The following is a 17,373-nucleotide window of genomic DNA, read 5'->3' as shown; positions in this document are numbered from 1 at the left end:
GCCAACTTTTTACCGTTGCCTAACGCATAGCGAAGGCTATCGTTTTCGTCTGGTTGACGGGGACTGTGCCATGAAGACGGGATTGATGGGCGCCAGCGCCCTATGCGGACTGATACTGGGCGCGCCTGCGGCCTGGGCGGCCGACGTGCCCCCGACCGTCGCGGAACTGGTGGTGACCGCCCAGAAGCGGGCCGAGAACGTCCAGGACGTTCCGATCTCCATCACCGCGCTGTCCGCCCAGCAGCTGAAGGACCAGCACGTCAACAACATCCTGGACCTCAACGGGCTGTCGCCGTCGCTGTCGATCAAGACCGACGACAACGCCGCCAACCCGAAGATCTTCATCCGCGGCGTCGGGTTGAACGACTTCAATCCGAACACCGCCACCGCGGTCGGCATCTATGTGGACGGGGTCTACATCGGCTCACCGCTGGCCCAGATGGGGCAGTTCTTCGACCTGGAGCGGATCGAGGTGCTGCGCGGACCGCAGGGCACCCTCTACGGGCGCAACACCACCGGCGGGGCGATCAACGTCATCACCCGCAAGCCCACCCAGACCTATTCCGCCGACGCCTCGGTGGAATACGGCAACTACAACACCCTCAACGTCGAGGGCGGCGTCGGCGGCCCGATCATCAAGGACGTGCTGGCCTTCCGGTTGGCCGCGACGGGGACCTGGGACGACGGCTACACGCTGAACCGGCTGACCGGCGACCACGGCAACAACCAGGACCACTGGACCACGCGCGGCTCGCTACTGTTCACGCCGAGCCCGAACTTCAGCCTGCTGGCCCAGGTGCGCTACGGCCAGTCGCAGGGCGGCTCGATCTGGGCCTACAACCGCTCGCTCCTGCCGCAGACCGCCGCCGCCACCGGTCCGGACGGCTTCTGCGCGCCCGGCTTCTACACCTCCGGCCAGTGCACCGACGTGGTCGGCTACGCCAACACCAGTTCCAACCTCTACCAGGGCGACTACCACCTGCAGGGCAAGGACAAGGTCCGCACCTTCGGCGCGGCGGTGACCGCCACCTGGGACCTGGGCGCCGTCAGCCTGGTCTCGGTGACCGGCTACGACACCGCCCACCGCAACGACGTCGAGGACACCGACGCCGGGCCCAACGACGTGATCACCGCCGACTACCTGGCGCGGCAGTCGGTCGGCAGCGAGGAACTGCGCCTGCAGTCCAACGGCGAAGGCCGCGCCAAGTGGGTGCTGGGCGTCTACGCCGCGCGCGACTACCTCTGGACCAATTCCTACTACGACATCCTGCGGCTCGCGCGGGACCCCACGCCCGAGAACCCGGGCGGGGCGGACCTCGCCAACTCCATCGGAGTCTTCGGCTGGCCCTTCAAGCAGTCCACCACCAGCTACGCCGCCTTCGGCCAGGTGGACTACAAGCTCACAGACCGCCTGACCGGCACCGTCGGGCTGCGCTATTCCTACGACAAGAAGACCTTCCACTACACCAGCAACGCCGAGTTCGGGGCGGTGACCTTCTTCACGGTCGACGCTTCGAAGACCTTCGGTTCGCTGTCCGGCAAGCTCGGCCTGCAGTACCAGCTGAGCGACACCGCCAACGTCTACGCCACCTACAACCGCGGCTATAAGAGCGGCGGGTTCTTCGGCGGCCAGGCCACCGATCCGGCCCTGGTCGCGCCCTATCGGGACGAGAAGGTCAACGCCTTCGAGATCGGCGCCAAGAGCGAGTGGTTCGATCACCGCCTGCGCGCCAACCTGTCGGCCTTCTACTACGATTACAAAGACTTGCAGGTCTACAACCTGATCCTGGTGGGGGCGCTCACCGAGCAGATCTTCACCAACGCCTCGGGCGCGCGGATCTACGGCGCAGAGGCCGAACTGGCCGCCACGCCGATCACCGGCCTCACCCTGCAGCTGGGCGCCTCGGCGCTCAGCGCCGAATACCGCAACTTCCGTTCCCTCGCCGGCGACTTCTCGGGCAACACCCTGCCCAACGCCCCGAAGTTCAGCCTCAACGGCCTGGCGCAGTACGAGTGGGACATGATGGGCGGCAAGATGCGGGTGGAGGCCGACGCCACCTATCGCAGCAAGGTGTTCTACGACACCCGCAACCTCGACCGCCTCTCCGACGGGAGCCGGACCTTCGTCAACGCCCGCGTCGGCTGGCTCACCGCCGACCAGCGCTACGAGTTCGGCGTCTGGGGCCGCAACATCTTCGACGAGACCAACATCAGCGACATCATCCCGATCGAGGGCCTGGGCTTCGACCTGTTCAGCATGGCCAAGCCGCGCACCTACGGCGTCTATCTGCGCTACAACTACTAGGACCTGGGACGCGGTAACGAGGACGCATGCCTCCGGCCTGCTACACCGACCGGCTGAGCGTGCGGCCCGGCGAGCGGTTCGTCCTGCACGCCTCGGCGACCGGTCCCTGCCGGCTGGAGATCGCGCGCATCGGCGCCGTTCGGGAAACCGTGCTGCGCCTGGATGGGATCGAGACGCAGGACCTGCCCGTCCCGCCCGACGCCGACCGCGACGGCTGCGGCTGGCCCGTGGTCACCGGGATCGAGGTCGGCGACTGGCGGAGCGGCTACTACGACCTCGTGCTGACCGACGCCGCGGGCGAGGCGGCCCACCACTTCGTCTGCGTGAAGGCCCGGGCCGGCGCGCCGGGACCGCGCACCGTGCTGGTGCTCGCCACCAACACCCTGCACGCCTACAACTACTTCGGCGGCGCCAACGCCTACTGCGACGTGGACGCGCTGATGTCGCGCCGCCTGCCGCTGCCCGAGGCCATGGCCGGCGCCATCGGCCGGCTCTCGGCGCTCCGGCCCTTCCCGCCCCTGCTGCTCAGCGCGCCCGCCGACATGCCGCGGCTGGTGAACCTGCGGAAGCGCGGCTTCGAGGAGCGGCCCTGGGCCGGCGCCGATCCGGCCTGGTCACGGGCGCACGGCCAGTCGCCCTATGACGGCTCGGCCGGGTTCCTGAACAAGTGGGAGCACGCCTTCGTCGCCTGGGCGGAGGGCGAGGAAGGCCTGGCCTTCGACTATCTCACCGACCGCGACCTGGACGACGATCCCGCCGCGCTGGAGCCCTACGGCGTGGTGCTGCTGGTCGGCCACAGCGAATACTGGTCGGGGCCCGAGCGGGCGGCGCTGGACGCCTTCGTCGACGGCGGCGGCCGGCTGGCGATCTTCTCCGGCAACACCGGCTTCTGGAAGGTGCGCTGGGACGGCCCGACGATGGTCTGCCACAAATGGCGCGGCCAGACCGCCGAGGACGTGTCCGACCCCGAGCGCACGCACCTGTGGTCGCATCCGATGTTCGGAGCCCCGGAAGCGGAGATCACCGGCCTCAGCTTCATCTTCGGCGGCTACCATCGCCTGGGCCTGTGCGCCGCCCGCGGCCAGGGCGGCTATACGGTCTATCGCGCCGACCACTGGGCGCTCGAGGGCGCGGACCTCTTCTACGGCGACGTGTTCGGCGACGCCCTGCCCCTGCTGGGCTACGAGAACGACGGCTGCGCCCTGACCTTCGGGGAGGACGGCCTGCCGGCGCCGGTCCCACGCCTCGGCGTGCCCCGCGACCTCGAGATCATCGCCCTCGCGCCCTGCGCCTTCGCCGAGCCCGAGGACACCGGCTACCGCCCGCTGATCCCGCCCGAACAACTCGATGTGGTGGCGAAGATCGCCTATGGCGACGCCGGTCCCGCCGCCCAGGCGCGCGTCACCCGCGGCCATGCGGTGATGGCCAGCTTCCGGCGCGGCGCGGGCGAGGTGTTCAACGCCGGCACGACGGAATGGGCCCACGGCCTGGCCGCCGGCGACCCCTTCGTCACCCGGATCACCCGCAACGTCCTGAAGCGGTTCGGCGCCGCCTGAGCCTCAGGAGCCGCCGCTGTGGCGAAAGGCCGGGGTGTCCTGCACCGGCACGTCGACGTCGCGCAGGCTCGCCGCCTTCAGCGCGTCCTGCAGGTCGGTGACCGGATCGCCGTCGGTGGTGGTGAAGGCGAGCCCCGCCGGCTGGGCCCGCGTGTCCGCCAGGCTGGCGAAGCCGCCGGCCGGCTTGGCGTTGAACGCCAGGGCGTAGCTCTTTGCGCCGAGCGTGCGGCACAACAGGACGAAGGTCTTGCCGTCGTCGAGCAGCCGCGGGGTCTTCAGGCACTGGGGCATCTCGCCGCCGGCCGCCGGCGCGAAGTCGAAGCCGGTCTCCAGCATCTTCTGGTCGAAGGTGACCTTCAGCACCAGCACGCCCGGCGCGACCGCCTGGCCGGCCGCCGGGTAGGTGGCGGTGACCTTCGGCCGCTCGCCCCGGGGCATGACCGTCAGCGGCGAGACCTCGGCCGGCGGCAGGCTCTGGGCGAGCGCCGGTGCGGCGCAGAGACAGGCGAGGAAGGCGAAGGCGGCGCGGCGCATGCCCCGGAAAATGGCGGCCAAGCGCGACAACAACAAGGCGGCCGGACGCCTCAGCTTACGGCCTCTGCGCCTGTGCGGCGTAGGCGGCGACCAGGCCCTCGAACGCCTCGAACGGCGGGAATTTCTCGAAGCTGTGCGCCGCCGGCGTCGTCACCCACGGCAGCTTCTCGCTGGTGTAGGTCTCCATGAACGGGGTCGCGAGGCCGCCCGCTTGGTCGAGCATCGTCGTACGCACGTTCACGAACGCGTCGAGCCCCTCGGGCCGGGTGAAGATCCAACTCATGCAGTGCGGGCAGAAGAAGTGGCGCGTCGCGCTGTGCAACCCACCCACCACCGGCTCGCCCGCGGTGACCTCAAAGGCGTCGCTGGGGATCACGGCGCCCAGCGAGAAGGCGCTGCCGGTCATCCGCTGGCAGCCGGTGCAATGGCAGGCCATCGTCAGGATCGGCGGCGCGCTGACGCGGATCCGCACCTGGCCGCAGCGGCACCCGCCGTCCAATGGATACGCCCGCTCGCCCATCGCCTGCTCCTTGGTCGACACGCCGTCAGCAAACCCGCTTTCGCCCGGGTTGGAAAGCGCAGCCTCAAAAACGCAAAAAGGAGGGACGGGCCAGGCCCATCCCTCCTTCGTTGCAACCCGCCTGAAGGCGGCGTTCGCCTCGCCTAGAAGCGGCGACGCACGGTGACGCCGACGGTCCGCGGGGTCAGGCTGATGACCTGCTTGGGGTTGTTCACCGAGGACGTGACGCTCGTCAGCCCGACCTCGTTGGTGACGTTGTTGACGAACAGGTACGCGCCCCAGTCGTCGCCTTCGACGCCGCCGCGCAGGTTGACCAGGCCGTAGTCGCCCTGCTTCTCGTAGTAGACGTAGGTCGGACGGAACTGCGACGCGCTCTGGCCGACGTAGGCGTAGTCGGCGCGAACCAGGCCGTTGATGTTCCCGGTCAGCGGCCAGGTGTATTCCGCGCTGGCCGAGCCGCTGAACTTCGGCACGTTCGGGAACTCGTCGCCCGCCAGGCCGGTGGAGCCGGTGATCAGGATCGTCGAGTTCGCCTGGTCGGTGGTGAGCACGGCGTTCACGAAGGCGGCCGTGGCGTTGAGCGTCAGCCCGTCCATGGGACGCGCCACCGCCTCGAGTTCCAGGCCGCGGATGCGCGCCTGACCGGCGTTGGTCAGGTAGCTGAACGCCCCATTGGCGCTCGTGGCCGTGATCTGCAGGTTGCTCCAGTCGATCTGGTAGGCCGCGGCGTTGAGGGTCAGTCGACGCTCGAACCACTGGCTCTTCACGCCGGCCTCATAGTTCCACAGGCTGTCCGGCTGGTAGGCCAGCAGCGCCGAGGCCAGGCCCGGGACGTTGTTGGCGCCGCCGGGCCGGAAGCCCTTGGCCGCCATGGCGTAGACCATGATGTCCGGATTGATCTGGTAGGCGGCGTTGAACTTGCTGACCCAGCCCGAGGCGCTGGCGTCCACCGAGGCGGGCGGACCGACGTAGGATTGGGTGATGAAGTTCGAGACCAGCACCACGCCGTTGACGGTCTTGTCGTACTTGAACTCACGCACGCCGACGGTCAGCGTCAGCGGCGAGATCGGCTTGTAGGCCACTTCGGCGAAGAAGGCGGTCTGCTTGGTGGCCGTGCCCACGTGGCGCCAGGCGCCGAGGTTGAGCGGCTGGATCACCTGGCCGGTCGTCTTGTCCGCGAGCGGGACCTCGCTTTCGATGTAGTCGTTGCGGTCCTCGTAGTAGGCGCCCGCGGTCCAGTCGACCTTGTCGTCGAGCGCCTGGCCGCTCAGCCGGGCCTCGTAGTTCCACGAGGTCAGGCCCATCGGCTGGTAGAGCGCGCTGGGGATGCGGCTGTCGGCATAGGCGGTGTACTGCGCCATCTGCGCGGGGGTGCAGGCCGGGTTGGCGGGGGCCCCGAACGCCGGCGCGCCGCCGGCGATGTAGTTGCGGCAGGACGTGGCGTTGGCCCGGCTGCCGGACAGCGTCGGGCTGTAGTCCGAGTTCCGCAGCAGGGTCCACTTGTAGTAGGAGGCCGTGCCGGTGAACGTCGCCCAGTGCATGTCGTACTTGCCGGTGACGTTGTACATCGTCAGGTTGTCGCTGGTCGGCGCGATGACCTTGGCGGCGGTCGAGTAGTCCTTGGCCCCCAGGGCGGGGTACCAGGAGTTCTGGCCGTCCAGCAGGGTCTTCTGGAACACCGCGGTGGCCGTCAGGGTGAGGTCGTCGGTGGGCGTGAAGCCGACGATCAGCCGTCCGCCGGACGAGTGCTGGTCGTTGATGTCCTTGCGGCCGAGATAGATGTTGTCGACGTAGCCGGACTGCTCGGCCTTGTAGATCACCAGGCGCGCGGCGAGCTTGTCCTCGATGATCGGCACGTTGACCATGCCCTTCACGGAATAGCCCGGGCCGCCGTCCTCGGTGTTGGTGGCCTGGCCTTCGACGGCGCCCTCATACTTGTGGCTGTTCGGCTTGGCGAAGATCACCCGCAGCGTGCCGCCCATCGAGCCGGAGCCGTAGAGGGTGCCCTGCGGCCCGCGCAGGATCTCGACCCGCTCGATGTCGAACAGGTTGATGTCGGCGGTGGTGGAGCTGGCGTCCTGGGTGGTGCCGGCCGGGCCGGTCAGCGGCGTCTCGTCATAATAGAGGCCGACGGTCGCCTCGCCCGCGGCGCGCACGCCGCGCAGCGTCAGGCGGCGCGAGGTCGGCGAGTTGCCGTCGACCTGCAGGTTGGGGACGGTGCGGTAGTAGTCCTGGATGCTCGAGGCCCCCATCTTCTCGATGGACTGGCCGGTGACGGCGCTGATGGCGATCGGCGTGGACTGGACGGTGGTGGAGCGCTTCAGCGCGGTGACCACCACTTCCTCGATCTGGTTCGGCGCGGCGGCCGCGACCGGCGCGGCGGCGCTCTGAGCATACGCCTGGCCGCCGGCCAGTGCGGTCAAGGCTGTGGCGGCGAAGGCGCACGCCTTCAGACCCGGAAATTGGATGACCATTAGTACCCCCTTCGATCGCCGGATCGCAGCCGGCATTGGGGGGTTAGACGCAAGCCCGGCCCCGGCCCTCAGCGGACGGAGCGAAAAATCTGCTAGAAGCGCCGATCCAGCGTCAGTCGCGCCGTACGCGGCCGCAGGCCGAACACCTCCACGGGACCGGCGGTGCTGGGCAGGGCCTGGTTCCTGCCGGCGCGGTTCAGCAGGTTGTCCACCGCAAGGCTGACGCTCCAGCCCCCGCGGGACAAACTGACGCTCGAGCCGAATACGGCGTAGCCCCCCAGCTTGAGGTCGTCGGGGCCGCCATGGTTGAACGTGGACCAGGCGGTGCTGGACGCCGCCGCATCGAGGCGCACGACCACCTGGGCGTCCTGCGCCAGCCACCAGGTCCGTTCCACCGAGGCTGCGCCCTCGAACTGCGGGATCATCGGCAGGCGGTCCCCGGTCTGGCCGAGCCCGATGGCGGTGTTGCTGAGCTGGTCGGCGGTGAGGTGCGCGTCGGTATAGGTGAGACTGGTCGAGACCGTCCACGCCGGCCGCGGCCGCGCGATCAGCTCCATCTCCGCGCCGTCGATGCGGCTGGCGCCGATGTTGGTGAGGAACGTGAACGCTCCGTTGCGGGTCAGGGCGCTGTACTGCATGTCGCGCCAGTCGATCCGGTAGACCGCCAGGTTGGCGAGCAGCCGACGGCCGAACCACTCCGACTTCAGGCCCGCCTCATAGTTCCACAGGCTGTCGGAACGGTAGGTGGCGAGCGCATCGGGCAGGCCCGGGACGATGTTGACGCCGCCGGGCCGGAACCCCTGCGAGGCCTGGATATAGGTCAGCGCGCCCGGCCCCAGGCGCTGGCTCGCCAGGAATTTCAGGTCCCAGCCACTCTGGTGGGTGGAGTCGTCCGCCTGGTAGTCCAGCCAGGTGCCGGAGACCACGTTGGGGACCTGGACCTCGCCCCGGTCGCGCTTGTGGTAGCGGTAGCTGCGGCCCCCGGCGGTGAACACCGTTCCGGGCCGGGCCTCCCACGAGGCCTCGCCGAAGACCGCGGTCTGGTCGAACTGGTTTTCGATGCTGCGCTGGCCGATGAAGCGCACCGGTTCGTAGGCCGTTCCGGTCAGCGGGTCGGCCTGCACCACCTCGCTGTCGACGTTGTCGCGCCGGCGCTCGCTGTAGGCGCCCAGCGTCCAGTTGAAAGGACCCGGCCCGTTCGAGGCCGCCCTCACCTCGTTGATCCAGGAGGTCAGGGACACCGGCTGCACCAGGGCCGCGGGGTAGAGCGCGTCGACGTAGGCCGTGTAGCCGGCCGCCTGGTCGGGCCCGCAGGGCGCGGCGTCCAGGCCGAAGTAGCGGCTGCAGCCCTGGGCGTTGGTCCGCTGGCCGCGCAGCACCCCCGAGTAGTCGTTGCGGCGGACCAGCCGCCAGCGGTACCAGGAAGACGTGGCCGTCAGCGTCGCGCCCGCCGTCGCCCAGCGCACGGTGGCGTTGAGGAGGCCGATGTCCCCGTCGAAGGGCGCGCGGACCGCGTGCGACGTGCGCCAGGCGCCGACGTCCTCCTGCCAGGACGAGATGTCGTCGACGTGCGTGTGCTGGATCGCGCCCGACAGCTGCGCCTCCAGCCGTTCGTCCGGCGCCCACAACAGAGCCGCCCGCACCCCTTGGACGCGGGACTCGTCGACGTTCTTCAGCCCCAGGGCCAGGTTGTCGACGGCGCCGGGCGCCCCGTAGTCGTAGGCCACGAGCCGGATCGCCAGTCGATCCTTGACCAGGGGCTGGTTGGCGACCGCCACCAGGCCGCCCGCCGTACCGCCGCCCCAGGCGCCGGCGGCGCTGGCGCTGAGCTGGCCGGAAGGCTTGGACAGGTCCGGCCGGTTGAACAGGATGCGCAACGTGCCGCCCATCGATCCCGCGCCATAGAGCGTGCCCTGCGGCCCGCGCAGCAGCTCGATCCGCTTGACGTCCACCAGCAGCAGCTCCGGGGACATCACCCCGGGATCGGCGGTGGTCCCGACCGGGCCGGTGACCGGCGTCTCGTCATAGTAGAGGCCGGTGGTCGCCTCCCCGGCCGCATAGACGCCGCGCAGGACCAGCCGGCGCCCGAACGACGACCAGGTGAGCCGCAGCCCGGGCAGGTAGGTGGACGCGTGCTCCAGATCGACGCTGCCGCGGGCCTTCAGCAGCTCCCCGTCGACCACGGTCATGCTGATCGGCGTGTCCTGGGCGAGCGATTCCCGCTTGAGCGCGGTCACGATCACTTCGTCGACGGCGGCGGGCGAATCCGCCGGCTTGGCGGTCGCGCGCTCCTCCCCTCTCTGGGAGTCCTGCTTGACGAGAAAGCTCGCTCCCTCCTGTCGAACGGTGAGGTCCGTGCCCGCGAGCAGGCGGCTCAAGGCCTCTTCCGGGGAATAGAGGCCCCGCAACCCGATGCTGCGGCGGCCCGCCGTCAGGAGCGATGAAAACAGGATCTGGCGATTGCTCTGTATGGCCAGCTGATTGAGCGCGGCGCCGAGCGGCTGCGGCGCGATGTCGAAGGCGACGGGCCGGACCTCGGCCTGCGCGGCGTGAGGCACGGCGGCCAGCAAGCCGGCGGCGAGCCAGGCGAACGGCGCGCCTTGCCCCAACGACCACCCCCACGACCCCCACCGCACGACGGCTTACACCCCGCTCATTGCCCGCGATCCTGCCGTAAAATTGACAGGCGAGTCCCACGCGACGTCGGTCGCACAGCACAGCGGCGATGTCATGCCTTCAGGCCAGGCAAAGTGTCGCGAAGTCGAGTCGGCGGCTTTGCCGCGTGTCGTCCTGGTTGACTTGCCTACCGCAATCCCTGTCACTCTTCCGTCAAATTCGAGTGGGGCGATTTGAGTGAGGCGTATCGGGGGGTCACCAGAGCGGGCGGCGAACGCCGCCGAGCTGACGGAGTTCGGCGTGGCCTACGCCACGGCGCTGCGCAGCTTTTTCTCGCGGCGTGCGCCGGCGGACGATGCGGAGGACCTCGTGCAAGAGGTCCTGCTGCGGATCCAGAAGCGCAAACCCGACCTCGTGGTGCAGAACGTCGAAGGCTATCTCTTTGAAGTCGCCGCCAATGTCCTGATCGACCGGGCCCGCCGCAACCGCACCCGCCGGCGGTCCGACCACTGCGAGCTGACTGAATTTCATCACCCCGTTGATGATATCTCGCCTGAGCGCGTCCTACAGGGGCGTGAGGAGATGGCGCTCGCCATCGCCGCGCTGAATGAGCTTCCGGACCGGACGCGGCAGGTGTTCGCCCTCGTCCGGTTTGAGTCGATGAGCTACAAACTCGTGGCCGGTCGGTTCGGGATCTCGGTCAGCGCGGTCGAGAAACATGTAATGAAGGCGATGCGCCATATGAGCGATCGCCTACGGGACGCAGATGACGTCGAGCAGGCCGACGAACGACAGCAGCGTGGACCCCGATAGCGCGGCGGCAGCCTGGCTCGCGAAGCTGCAGGGCGGGTCGGCCGATCGCCGGGGCCTGGACGCCTGGCTCGCGCAAAGCGCCGCCAATCGCGAGGCCTGGGCGCGCGTCCAGCGGCTGTGGGCGGGATTCGCGCTGGTGGAGGACGATCCCGCCGTGGCCGCCCTGCGCCGCGAGGCGCACCTGGCGATGCAGACCGCACGGCCGCGCCTGATCGATCAGCCGTGGCTGCGGCGCGCGGTCGCGGCGAGCGCCGCGGTCGTCCTGATGGGCGGCGCGCTTGGCGGCTGGTTCCGGCTCTCGCCCGCGGCGCGGCCCGGGGCCAGCCCAGCCCAGACCTTCACCACCGCGGTCGGCCAGCGGGCGAGCTATCGGCTGGCCGACGGCTCGATCATCACCCTCAACACCGACTCCAAGGTCGAGGTCGGCGGCTGGGGGCGTGAACGACCGGTGCGACTGGCCCGCGGCCAGGCCTATTTCCAGGTCGCCAAGGACGCCAGGCGGCCGTTCATCGTCTCGGCCGGCCAGGACCGCGTCACCGCGGTGGGCACCGCCTTCGACGTCCGCGTCGACAGCGAGCGGCTGGCCGTCACCTTGGTCGAGGGCCGGGTGCGGATCGTGGGCCCTACCCCGCACGGCGAGCGGACGGTTGAGATGACCGCCGGCTCACAGCTCGTCGCCGACGCCCAGACCAACTGGCAGGTGAGCGAGGTCGACACCGCCCAGGCGGCCAGCTGGCTGCGCGGCCAGTTGGTGTTCGACGGCCAGCCGCTTTCTGCGGTGGTCGCGGAAATGAACCGCTTTTCCGCGCGCAAGCTGCGGATCGCCGACCCGGCGCTGGCGCGCACGCCGATCAGCGGCGTCTTCCGCACCGGCGAGGTCGACGCCTTCGCCCGGGCCCTGCAGGGCTATGGCCTGGCGCGGGTCTCCGGCCCCACCGATCGCGAAGTCGCGCTCGTCCGCCCCTGACTGCTGAGGTTTCCGCTCCGCACTGCGTCATACGACGTGGCGTGAGAGCAACTCCCGCCAAAGTCCTTTTTGGAGGGGGCGCACATGAAACGAGTCCTTTTGGCCGCGACGGCGTTCGCGGTGTTGAGCCAGCCTGCGTTCGCCCAGACGCCGGCGGCCCACCTGACCACCCCGCGCGAGGCCCTCGGCCACGACATCGGCGAAGACTATTTCCTCGCCAACTACAGCCAGCTGGTCAGCTACTGGAAGACGCTCGCGTCCCAGAGCGACCGCGCGAAGATGGTCGACATCGGCGAGACCAGCGAAGGTCGCCGCCAGTACATGATGATCGTCTCCTCGCCGCAGAACCTCGCCAAGCTTGACCGCTACAAGCAGATCGCCGCGCGGCTGGCCAACGCCGAAGGCCTGACCGACGACCAGGCGCACGCCCTGGCGGCGGAAGGCAAGGCGGTGATCTGGATCGACGGCGGCATGCACGCCAGCGAAGTCGAGCACGCCCAGGCGCTGATGGCCGGCGTCTACGACATGCTGAGCAGCAACGACGCCGAGGCCAGGAAGATCCTCGACAACGTCGTCATCCTGTTCGGCCAGGCCAATCCCGACGGCCAGGACCTGCTGGCCAACTGGTACATGCGCAACGCCGACCCGCTGAAGCGTGAATTCGACACCCTGCCGGTGATCTACCAGAAGTACGTCGGCCACGATAACAACCGCGACTCCTACATGGTCTCCCAGAAGGAGACGACGAACCTCAACAAGATCTTCTTCCGGGAATGGTACCCGCAGATCATCTACAACCACCACCAGACCGGCCCGCTGGGCGCGGTGGTGTTCATCCCGCCGTTCCGGGACCCCTTCAACTACAACTACGACCCGTTGATCATGACCGAACTCAGCGAGGTCGGCGCGACCATGCACAGCCGGCTGGTCTCCGAGGGCAAGGGCGGCTCGGGAATGCGCTCAGCCGCGAACTACTCCACCTGGAACAACGGCATGGAGCGGACGGTCGCCTACTTCCACAACTCGATCGGCATCCTGACCGAGATCATCGGCCACCCGACGCCGATGCAGCTGCCGCTGGTGGCTGACAACCAGCTGCCCCGCAACGACCTGCCGCTGCCGGTCAAGCCGCAGATCTGGCACCTGAAGCAGTCGATCGACTACTCGCTGTCGATGAACCGCGCGGTGCTCAACTACGCCGCCAGCAACCGCGAGCGGCTGCTGTTCAACATCTACCGGATGGGCGCCAACTCCATCGCCCGCGGCAACGAGGACAACTGGACCGTCACCGGCGATCGGATCGACGCGCTGAAGGCGGCCGGCAAGACCTCCACGCCCGCCGCGCTGTCGGCGGCCGGCACCGCGTTCAAGGGCGAAAAGACCCTCGACCCGGCGCTCTATGAGAGCATCCTGCACGACCCGACCCATCGCGATCCGCGCGGCTATATCATCACCGCCGACCAGGCCGACTTCCCGACGGCGACGAAGTTCGTCAACGCCCTGATCAAGGCGGGCGTGAAGGTCGACCGCGCCAAGACCGCCTTCACCGTCGCCGGCAAGACCTATCCGGCCGGCTCCTACGTGGTGAAGACCGCCCAGGCCTACCGGCCGCACGTCATGGACATGTTCGAGCCGCAGGATCACCCGAACGACTTCGCCTATCCGGGCGGCCCGCCGATCGCGCCCTATGACGCGGCCGGCTACACCCTGGCCTACCAGATGGGGATCAAGTTCGACCGCGTCCTCGATGGCTTCGACGGTCCCTTCGAACGGCTGGCCGACGTCACCGCACCCCCGGCCGGCAAGATCATCGGCCAGGGCAAGGCGGGCTTCCTGATCAGCCACGAGATCAACGACGCCACCATCCTCACCAACCGCCTCCTGAAGGCGAAGCAGCCGGTGTACTGGGTGAAGACCCCCACCGCCGTCGCCGGCAAGACGCTGGCGCCTGGCGCCATCTGGGTCCCGGCCTCGGCCCAGTCGCGGGCCATCCTGGAAGCCGGCTCGAAGTCGCTGGGCGTCGATGTCTACGCCGCAGACGCCGCCCCCAAGGCGGACACCCTCAAGCTGAAGCCCGTGCGCGTCGGCGTGGTGGACGTCTACGGCGGCCTGCAGACCACCGGCTGGACCCAATGGACGCTGGAGCAGTTCGAGACGCCCTACACCGTCGTGCGCGCCCAGCGCCTCGACAAGGGCGACCTCAACAAGGACTTCGACGTGCTGATCTTCCCGGACGCGGCCATCCCCGAGGAAGCGGCGTTCGGCGGCGGCATGTTCCGCGGCGGCTTCGGCGCCAAGCAGCCCAAGCCTGAGGAGGTCCCCGCCCAGTTCCGCAGCTGGCTGGGGAACATCACCCAGGAGAAGACCCTGCCGCAGGTGGAGAAGTTCGTCCGCCAGGGCGGCTCCGTGGTGGCCATCGGCAGCTCGACGTCGCTCGCCAACTTCATGAAGCTGCCGATCGAGCGGTCCCCGGCGGAGATCAAGGACGGCAAGGCCCAGGCCCTGCCCCGGACCCAGTTCTACATCCCGGGCTCGCTGCTGACGGCCAAGGTCGACAACACCGACCCCTTGGCCTTCGGCGTCCCCACGACCGTGGACATGTTCTTCGACCGCAGCCCGACCTTCAAGGTCGCCGACGGCTCCGGCATGAAACCGGTCGCCTGGTTCTCCGGCAAGCATCCGCTGCACAGCGGCTGGGCTTGGGGCCAGGAGCACCTGGACGGCAGCGCCGCGGTCGTCGACGCCAGCGTCGGCAAGGGCAAGCTGTTCCTGATGGGTCCTGAGGTGAACATGCGCGCCCAGCCGCATGGCACCTTCAAGTTCCTGTTCAACGCCCTGTTCTACGGCCCCGCCGTGGCGGGCCAGCCGGCGCGCTAACGCCGCACCTCATATCCCCAAGGCCTTGGCGGGTCGTCCAAACCGGGCGGCCCGCCATTTTTTGTTCAGGCGCGGCGCTGAGGGCCGGCGCGGCGCGCACGTCTCACATCTAGGGGGCGCGCTAGGCGCTCCGCGCAACAAACGACCCTGGGGGGTGATCGCGCCTATGAAGAAGTCCAATTTCCGCCTGGCCCTGATGTCGGCCGCCGTCACCGTAAGCCTCGCGGTCGTCAGCCAGGCGGCCGCCAAGCCGCTGTCCGACGCCGACCGCGGCCAGATCCTGAAGAACGTCGATGCGGACGCGCCGCAGATCTCCGACGCCGCCCTGAAGATCTGGGGTTTCGCCGAGGTCGGCTACCAGGAGGTCAAGAGCAGCGCCGTCCTGCAGCAGCAGCTCAAGGCCGCCGGCTTCGACGTGAAGTCCGGCGTCGCCGGCATGCCCACCGCCTTCATCGGCAGCTTCAAGAACGGCCCGGGTCCGGTGGTCGCGATCCTGGCCGAGTTCGACGCCCTGCCCGGCCTGGCGCAGACCGCCTCCCCGGTGAAGACCCCGATCGCCGGCCAGATCGCCGGCCACGGCTGCGGCCACAACCTGTTCGGCGCGGCCTCGGTGGGCGCCGCGGTCGCCATCAAGGAGTGGATGGTCAAGAACAACGTGAAGGGCGAGCTGCGGCTCTATGGCTCGCCGGCCGAAGAAGGCGGTTCGGGCAAGGTCTATCTGGTGCGCGCCGGCCTGTTCAACGACGTGGACGCCGCCCTCCACTGGCACCCGGGCAATGAGAACACCGCCGTCCAGGGCGTCTCGATGGCCAACATCAGCGGCAAGTTCCGCTTCCACGGCCGCTCCTCGCACGCCGCGGGCGCGCCGGAGAAGGGCCGCTCGGCGCTCGACGGCGTCGAGGTCATGGACGTCGCCACCAACTTCCTGCGCGAGCACACCCCGGACAAGACCCGCATCCACTACGTGATCACCAGCGGCGGCGGCGCCCCCAACGTCGTCCCCGACTTCGCCGAGGTCTATTACTACGTCCGCCACCCCGATCCGGCGGTGGTCCGCGACGTCTGGGACCGCGTGCACAAGGCGGCCGACGGCGCGGCGCTGGCCACCGGCACGACGGTGGACATGGAGATCACCGGCGGCGTCTACGCCCTGTTGCCGAACGACACGCTCGGCCGGGTGATGGACGCGAACCTGCGCCGCGTGGGCGGCATCAGCTGGACCCCGGAAGAGGTCGCCTTCGGCAAGAAGCTGCAGGAGTCCATGCCGGGCCAGCAGCCCTCGGTCGACAGCGTGAAGTCGGTCGTGCCGTACAAGGTCGAAATGGAGGGCGGCGGCGGTTCCACCGACGTCTCCGACATCAGCTGGACGACCCCGACGGTGGGCCTGAGCACCGCCACCTTCGTGCCCGGCTCGGCCGGCCACAGCTGGCAGAACGTCGCCGCCGCCGGCTCCAGCATCGGGATCAAGGGCGCGGTCAACGCGGCCAAGACCCTGGCGCTCACCGGTGCTGACCTGTTCGCCAACCCCGACGTGATCAAGAAGGCCAAGGCCGAGCTCGACACCCGCCGTGGCCCGAACTTCACCTACAAGGCCATGCTCGGCGACCGGCCGCCGGCGCTGGACTACCGCAAGTCCGGCGCGGGCGGCCAATAGCCCCCCGCAAGCTTGCAGCGACCGCGGCCGGCCCTGCGCGGGGCCGGCCGCGGATACCGCAGGGTGCGCTATGAAGGCGCACCTTCGTAGAGCGCCGTCGCGGCCGCCAGATCCTGGACCACGTGTCCCAGGGATTTGTAGACGGTGATCTGGCCGGACGATTGCCGGCCCGGAAGCGTCCCGTTCAGCACCTGGCCGATCTCGCCCGCCACGTGGTCGTCATCCACCAGCCCCGCGGCCTTGGCGCGAAGGAACTCCGCCCCTTGCGCGAGCACGCCGTCGCGATGATCGGCGATGAACCGGGAGCGCACGACGAGCTCTTCATCGGCCTCCGCCGGTCCGGCGAAGCTCGATCCCACGAGATTCACATGTGTCCCCGGGCGCACCCAGCCGCCCAGCAGGATGGGCTCGCTGGCGTTGGTCACCGTGCAGACGATGTCAGCCTCGCCGACAGCGATCCGGGGTTCGACGCTGGCGTGGGCGGGGATTCCCAACTCCGCTTCCATCCGGGCCGCAAACGCCTGGGCGCGTTCGTAGGATCTGCCCCAGACGGCGATCGCGTCGAGCGGACGCACCGCTGAGATCGCCCGGGCGTGCGTCGCCGCCTGTTCCCCGTAGCCAAGGATGGCCAGGCGCGCGGCGTCGGGCCGCGCGAGCGCATGGGTGGCGACCGCGCTGGCTGCGGCCGTGCGGATCGCCGTGACCTCGCCGGCGTCGACGACGCAGACGGGCGCGCCGCCCTCACTTTCGAACAGCACGATGACGCCCTGATGCGACGGCCGGCCCTTGGCGAAATTGTCGGGGAACACGCTGACCAGCTTGGCGCCGAACACGCCGCGACCGCCCATAGCGCCAGGAAGTGCGCCCGGCATGATCCCGAACAAATGGCCGTCCCCAAGCGGCAGGATCGCGCGGAGCAGTTGGCGCGTCTCACCGCGCGACAGGGCGATCATGGCGTCGCGGACCAGCGGGATGCAGCGGGCATAGGTCAGCCGCGCCCGCACCTCGTCGCCATCGATCAGCTGCATGCCCCCTCCCGAGCTTCGCATTGACCTGC

Annotated in this window: 11 protein-coding genes; 6 read left to right on the top strand and 5 right to left on the bottom strand. The window is 69.2% G+C overall.

All coding sequences use genetic code 11. The features are described from left to right. Positions 1 to 70: 70 nt before the first annotated feature. A complete protein-coding gene (locus DJ021_RS13225) occupies positions 71 to 2,305 on the top strand; it encodes a TonB-dependent receptor (protein WP_111457992.1) in 2,235 nt (744 codons plus the stop codon). Positions 2,306 to 2,331: 26 nt separating this feature from the next. Then, positions 2,332 to 3,861 (top strand): N,N-dimethylformamidase beta subunit family domain-containing protein, encoded by a 1,530-nt coding sequence (locus DJ021_RS13220; RefSeq protein ID WP_111457991.1) that lies wholly within the window; start codon positions 2,332 to 2,334, stop codon positions 3,859 to 3,861. 3 nt (positions 3,862 to 3,864) lie between these two features. On the opposite strand, the gene DJ021_RS13215 is transcribed toward DJ021_RS13220, so the two are convergent. The 4 genes from DJ021_RS13215 to DJ021_RS13200 all read right to left on the bottom strand — a co-directional run bounded on the left by DJ021_RS13215 (position 3,865) and on the right by DJ021_RS13200 (position 9,998). Beyond that, positions 3,865 to 4,416 (bottom strand): hypothetical protein, encoded by a 552-nt coding sequence (locus DJ021_RS13215; RefSeq protein ID WP_243626011.1) that lies wholly within the window; start codon positions 4,414 to 4,416, stop codon positions 3,865 to 3,867. A gap of 34 nt (positions 4,417 to 4,450) precedes the next feature. Further along, on the bottom strand, positions 4,451 to 4,915 hold the full coding sequence (locus DJ021_RS13210) for a GFA family protein (RefSeq protein ID WP_111459100.1): 465 nt from the start codon (positions 4,913 to 4,915) through the stop codon (positions 4,451 to 4,453). Between the two features lie 143 nt (positions 4,916 to 5,058). Then, positions 5,059 to 7,389 carry a TonB-dependent receptor gene (locus DJ021_RS13205; RefSeq protein ID WP_111457990.1) on the bottom strand — a complete coding sequence of 777 codons (2,331 nt, stop codon included), beginning with the start codon at positions 7,387 to 7,389 and terminating at the stop codon, positions 5,059 to 5,061. A 92-nt stretch (positions 7,390 to 7,481) separates the two neighbouring features. After that, the gene (locus DJ021_RS13200; RefSeq protein ID WP_111457989.1) at positions 7,482 to 9,998 is read right to left on the bottom strand and encodes a TonB-dependent receptor; all 2,517 of its coding nucleotides are present in this window, start codon (positions 9,996 to 9,998) and stop codon (positions 7,482 to 7,484) included. Positions 9,999 to 10,305: 307 nt separating this feature from the next. Between DJ021_RS13200 and DJ021_RS13195 the strand changes: the two genes are divergently transcribed. The 4 genes from DJ021_RS13195 (at position 10,306) to DJ021_RS13180 (ending at position 16,316) form a co-directional block, all read left to right on the top strand. After that, complete coding sequence (locus DJ021_RS13195; protein WP_243626009.1) at positions 10,306 to 10,818, top strand: RNA polymerase sigma factor; 513 nt, start codon at positions 10,306 to 10,308, stop codon at positions 10,816 to 10,818. Further along, positions 10,805 to 11,785: a FecR family protein gene (locus DJ021_RS13190; protein ID WP_243626006.1), complete on the top strand. Its 981-nt coding sequence runs from the start codon at positions 10,805 to 10,807 to the stop codon at positions 11,783 to 11,785. Before DJ021_RS13195 ends, DJ021_RS13190 begins: the two co-directional genes overlap by 14 nt. Before the next feature lie 84 nt (positions 11,786 to 11,869). Then, positions 11,870 to 14,662 carry a M14 family metallopeptidase gene (locus DJ021_RS13185; protein ID WP_111457987.1) on the top strand — a complete coding sequence of 931 codons (2,793 nt, stop codon included), beginning with the start codon at positions 11,870 to 11,872 and terminating at the stop codon, positions 14,660 to 14,662. A gap of 166 nt (positions 14,663 to 14,828) precedes the next feature. After that, on the top strand, positions 14,829 to 16,316 hold the full coding sequence (locus DJ021_RS13180) for an amidohydrolase (RefSeq protein WP_111457986.1): 1,488 nt from the start codon (positions 14,829 to 14,831) through the stop codon (positions 16,314 to 16,316). 68 nt (positions 16,317 to 16,384) lie between these two features. Here the strand turns inward: DJ021_RS13180 and DJ021_RS13175 are convergent, their stop codons facing one another. Then, positions 16,385 to 17,344 carry an ornithine cyclodeaminase family protein gene (locus DJ021_RS13175; RefSeq protein WP_111457985.1) on the bottom strand — a complete coding sequence of 320 codons (960 nt, stop codon included), beginning with the start codon at positions 17,342 to 17,344 and terminating at the stop codon, positions 16,385 to 16,387. Between the last annotated feature and the right edge of the window lie 29 nt (positions 17,345 to 17,373).

It is taken from the genome of Phenylobacterium hankyongense (assembly GCF_003254505.1).
GTDB lineage: Bacteria > Pseudomonadota > Alphaproteobacteria > Caulobacterales > Caulobacteraceae > Phenylobacterium > Phenylobacterium hankyongense.
This window is presented reverse-complemented; position numbering and strand designations above follow the sequence as displayed.